The 4,877-nt window shown below is 66.1% G+C and carries 1 protein-coding gene and 1 pseudogene; both read right to left on the bottom strand.

Annotated features, from left to right (window positions below):
* Positions 1 to 603 (bottom strand): hypothetical protein (locus I5W_RS32415; RefSeq protein WP_199901727.1); only part of this gene is annotated, 603 nt, incomplete at its 3' end.
* Positions 590 to 4,877, bottom strand: a pseudogene (locus I5W_RS09745) (Ig-like domain-containing protein); the annotation flags it as partial. The pseudogene I5W_RS09745 and the gene I5W_RS32415, both read right to left, overlap by 14 nt.

Here is a 4,877-nt window from a genome sequence, read left to right as displayed (position 1 = left end):
ATATGGCGCGCTGCTGCGACTGCTATCGACCGGCAGTTGCAGGCCCAGGGCATCGAAGTCGGCCACGGTGGGAGCATCGCCCGCGTCATCGCGCGCGAATTGTGTAATCTTGCGCTCGGCCGCGATGGCCGCATCCATCATGCCTTGCAGCGCGGCCACCGTGAGCGCGCCGCTGCCGTCATCGGCGGTGGTCTGCAACTTGTTGAGCAAGCAGGCCAAACTGTTGCTGTCCACCCCGGTCAGGCCCAGCGCACTCAGATCGGCCGGCTTGAGGGTACTGCTGACCGGCGGATATTGCACCGGATAGCGGTCCGCCAGGGGGGCTACCGCGGCCACCTGCATGATCTGGTCCACGGTCAGCGCCAGCCGGTTCAGCTCGGCCACGCTATCGACCTTGGCAGTGTTGTCCTGGGCATGGACGACGCTGTTGAACAGCTTCATGGCACTGCCCGAAGTAGCCGCCACGGTATGCGGCAAGGCCACGCCGATGTTCTGGTAGTCGGCGATGGTGGGCGCATCGGCGACACTGCCGCCGCCATTGACGTAGGCCAGCACCTTGGCATAGCTGTTGGCGATGGAGGTCAATTGCTCAATGCTGCGCACCCCGCTCACATCGTGGGTGGCGGGGGTGTCGGCCGAGGGTGGGCTGGCTGGTGGCGGGGTCGATGCTATTGCCCTTGACCCGCACCGCATCCAGGAAGGCCGCCTGCACCGCATTGCTGGTGATGGCACCCAGGCCCAGGGCTTGCAGGCTCTTCACGCTCAGGCTGGTGGTGCTACCACCGACCACCGGATCGTCCTTGCTCTCGCGCGCGGTGCGGATCAGGTCCGCCGCCGTGGCGGCCAGGGCAGCCAGCTTGTCGGGAGTGGCCACGCCGTCGCGCCCTTGGGCGCCCACCACGCTGTTGAACAGGGCCAGCTTGTCGACGTCCACCTGGTCCAGGGATTTGGTACCGCCCACCGGGTTCACCAGCTTGCCCATGCCAATCGAGGCGCTGGAGAGCGGCACACCGATGGCCAGGTACTGCTCCGGCAACAGGCCGGTACCGGAGGCATCGCCGCTCTTGCCATCGGCCGCAGAGAGGATGGCGTTGTAGGCATTGATGAGCGCTTTGAGCTTGGGGCGGCTATCGACGTCGCTACGCTCCAGACGGGCCACGGCAGCATTGATGCTGTCCAGGTTGCCGGCATTGACAGCGGCCGCTGCCGTACCGCGGTCCACACCCACATCATGGTAGTTGGTCACGGTGGGCGCCGGGTTCTTGTCGCTGTCCTCGGCGTAGTTGATGATGACCATCAAGGCTTCATTGACGCTGTTGACCAGGGTCTGGATCGGCGCTACTGCATTAAGGCTGGCGATGCCCACCCCGGTGATGCGGGTGAGCACCTGTTCCAGGTTGCCGTCAGCGCCGCTATCCACACCGCTGACGCCCAGGGCTCGGAAGCTGGCATCCCAGCGCAGGCGGTCGTCATTGCTCAGGGCCGGCAAGGCTGTGCCGGCAGGCTGTGCGGCCAGGTGCAGCAGTTGCTCCACGGCCTGGCCGATCTGCTCGATCTCGGCCACGGTATCGACCTGGGAACGCGCCTTGCGCTTCAATACATCATCGGTGAGCTTCAGGCCCATATCCTGTTCGGCAGCGCTGCCGGGGTTGACCGTCAAACCCGGCAGACGGGCACCGATGGCGGCGAAGTCGAGCAGCGAGGGATCGCTGCCGGGGGTGGCATCGGCGACCTTATCCTGATTGCCATACGCAGCGCCACTGGCCGGTTCGGCTTCGTTGGCCTCGGCCAGGATGCGGGCATAGCCATCGACCAGCGCCTGCAGCTTGGCCGGGCTGGCCAGCTTGGCATAGTCGGCAGCATCGATGGCATTGGCCGCCGCGGTGGCGACGGTGGCATCGGTGATACTCACGCCCGCCGCCTGCAAGGCGACCAGCGCATTGCTGAACTGATCCACCGCAGCGGCATTGCCGGCCACGCCATCGGCCAGGTGACTGATCTTGACCAGCACGTCCACGCTGGCCTGCAAATTGGCTACATCGGCGGCGGCAGCCGGTTTCATGGCGTCCAGCACGCTTTGCATGTTGGTCACCAACAGCGCCTGCACGGCTGGATCGGTTGCGACCAACCCGGTCACGCCCAGCTTACCGAACACATCGGCACTGATGGCCTGGGCCTGGGGGCTGGCAGAACCATCGACCGGGGCGGCGCCATCGGCGGCGGCCAATACCAGGTCATAGGCATCGGCAATGGCCGCCAACTTGGAAGGCGGGTTCACTTGGGCCGCACCAATACTGACCGTTTGCAACACGGAATTGACGGCCTTCAAGGCCAGCTCCGGCGTGGCGTGCGACATGCGTGCGGCCATGTCCAGGCCCACGCTCTTGAAGTCGAGCAAGGTCGGTGCGGCGGCCTTGGCCACGCCGTCGGCATAGGCTTCGATCTTCAACTGCGAGCGGTTGGCATTGTCGGCCAGGGCTTGCAACTTGAGCCCACCGGCGGGCAGCGTGCCGATGATGCCGCTGCCATCATCGGCGCTGGCGGCAATGGCGGCCAAGACGGCCGGGAAGGTATGGGCGTCCAGGCCGGTAATACCGGCACTGGCCAGTTCGGCCTGGGTCACCAACGCATCGGTGATGGCGCCATTGGCCTGGGCCACCAGGTGTTGCGCGGTAGCGGCCAGGCGCGAAAGCGCCGGCAGCGTATTGACGCTGGCCGGGTGGGCGATATCGACCAGGGTGTCGAGCATCCCCAGCAAGGGTGAGGCCACGCCATCGGCACCCGGTTGCAGGGCTGCGACCAGGTCGGCCGGCAAACCGACCCGCTGGTAATCCAGCGGTTGCGGCAGGTGTGCGGCATTGGCGGCCACCCCATCGGCGGCGGCCAGGATGCGAACATAGGCGTCGACGATGCCCTGCACCAGGGCCGGCGTACCGGTCTGGGTAGAGCCCACCGGCGCGCTGGCCAATGCAGAATTGATGGCATCGAGATGGTCGACAGTCACACCAGTCACGCCGATGGCGGCATAGTCCGCGACGGTCGGAACGGCGCGGCTGGCATCGTCGGCGTAGGCGTTGATTTTCAGTTGCGCCTGGATGGCACCATCCACCAGCGCCTGCAACTTGGCCAGGGTATTGATGGCGCTGCCATCGTCAGGGCTGGCGATGATGGCCTGAGTCACCGAGGCCTGCAAGGCCTCATTCAAGTTGACCACGCCCAGCACATCCAGCTTGGCCCTCAGATCGGCGGCCTGGTCGGCCGGCGTGCTGCCGGCCAGTGCGCTATCGTCGCCGGCGGCCAGAGCTTCGATCGCATTGGCCGCCCCCACCAGTTGGCTCACGGCACTGACGCTGACCAACTCGCGCGGGGTCTTGCCGAGCAGGGCGGAATTGATCAGGGTCTTGGCGTTGTCATCGCGCGGCGCGGTCGCGCCGATCAGGGCAAAATCCTTCAGCCCCGGATCGGTACGCAAGCCCGCTACGTCACCCGCTTGGCCGAGAATGCGGCCATAGGCGTCGGCGATCTCCTGCAATTGCGACGGCACGGCCACCCGCTTGCCATCCACGGTCGGGGTCGCCAGCGAGGAATTGAGGGCATTCTGGTGCAGGTCGTCCTCCACCCCCTTGATGCCCAGGGCGTGATAGTCGACCATCACGGGCGCTGGCCGCGCCACATCATCGGCATAGGCGACGATCTTGGCGGAGGCGGCCAGCGCCCGCGCCGCAACGTCGGCCACCATGGCCGGTGAGCGCAGGTCGGCACCGTCATCGGCGGTGCCGGCGATGCCCGAGAGCACCACCGGCAATTGCGCGGCCGTGATCGGCGCGGGCAGATGCAACTGGTTCAGTTCATCGGCCCCCAGCACCACGCTCTGGCCAGCACCCAGGGCGATCACACGCGCGGCTACGCTGGCCAGCGACTGCAGCTTGGCAACGGTATCGACCTCGCTACGCGGCACGGCATCGAGCACCTGGTTCAACAGGCTCAACGCATTGTTGCGCACAGCGCCAGCAGCCGGGAACAGGGTCTGCAGCGCCTGCACGCCGATGCGCGCATAGTCGTCGGCACTGGGCAATTGCAGGGCATTGCCGGGCACGCCATCGGCGGCAGCCAGCACCAGGTTGTAGGACTGTACCAGCGCACCCAACTTCTTCCACGAAGAGATGGCATCCACCCCGACCGCCTTGACCGCACTGTTGATGCTGGACAGGTTGGCCGCCGTCACCTGAGTGGCGGCATTGGCGGTGAGCAGGGAACTCTGGTAATCGCTCAAGAGCGGTTCGGTTTGGGTGGGCCGTAGCGGGTTGATGGGGGTCAGATCCTTGGCGTAATTGAGGATGGTCTGCAACGAGCCGATCTTGCTGGAGACCAGTGCCTGCACCTCGGCCAGGGTATCGATGTCACCCACCACGCTGCCGTTGTCACGCAACTCCTGCGGCACGCTATTGAGGCTGGCGGCCACCTCGGCGACGTTGTCGTCGCTGGTGCCGGTCACGCCCAGGCGCGCGAAGTCAGCCGCCGTCAGCGGCACCGGCAGTATCTGCCCAGCCGGTAGCGCCACCTGTTCGGCCAGGCGCTGGGCAGCATGGGCCAGTTCATTGATGCGCGCCACGGTAGACACATCAGCAGCGCTCTTGCCGTCGATGGCACCACTCAACAGGCGTGCGCCCACGCTCGACAGCGCGGGCGTCACGCCCAGCGCCGCATAGTCGGCCGCGCTCGGGTAGGCCGACAGGTCGCTGTTGCCGGCCTTGCCATCAGCCAGCGCCACCACCTTGTAATAAGCGTTGACGGTGGCCTGGATTTCGCCGATCGAATTCGACGCCGCCTGCGGCAAGGCCTTGAGTGCATCGTTAATGCTGGCCAGTTGTGGGCAT

The organism is Herbaspirillum sp. B65 (assembly GCF_000333555.1).
In the GTDB taxonomy this organism is placed as follows: Bacteria; Pseudomonadota; Gammaproteobacteria; order Burkholderiales; family Burkholderiaceae_D; genus Herbaspirillum; species Herbaspirillum rubrisubalbicans.
The sequence above is the reverse complement of the archived record's forward strand: the minus strand, read 5'-3'. Positions and strand labels throughout refer to the sequence as shown.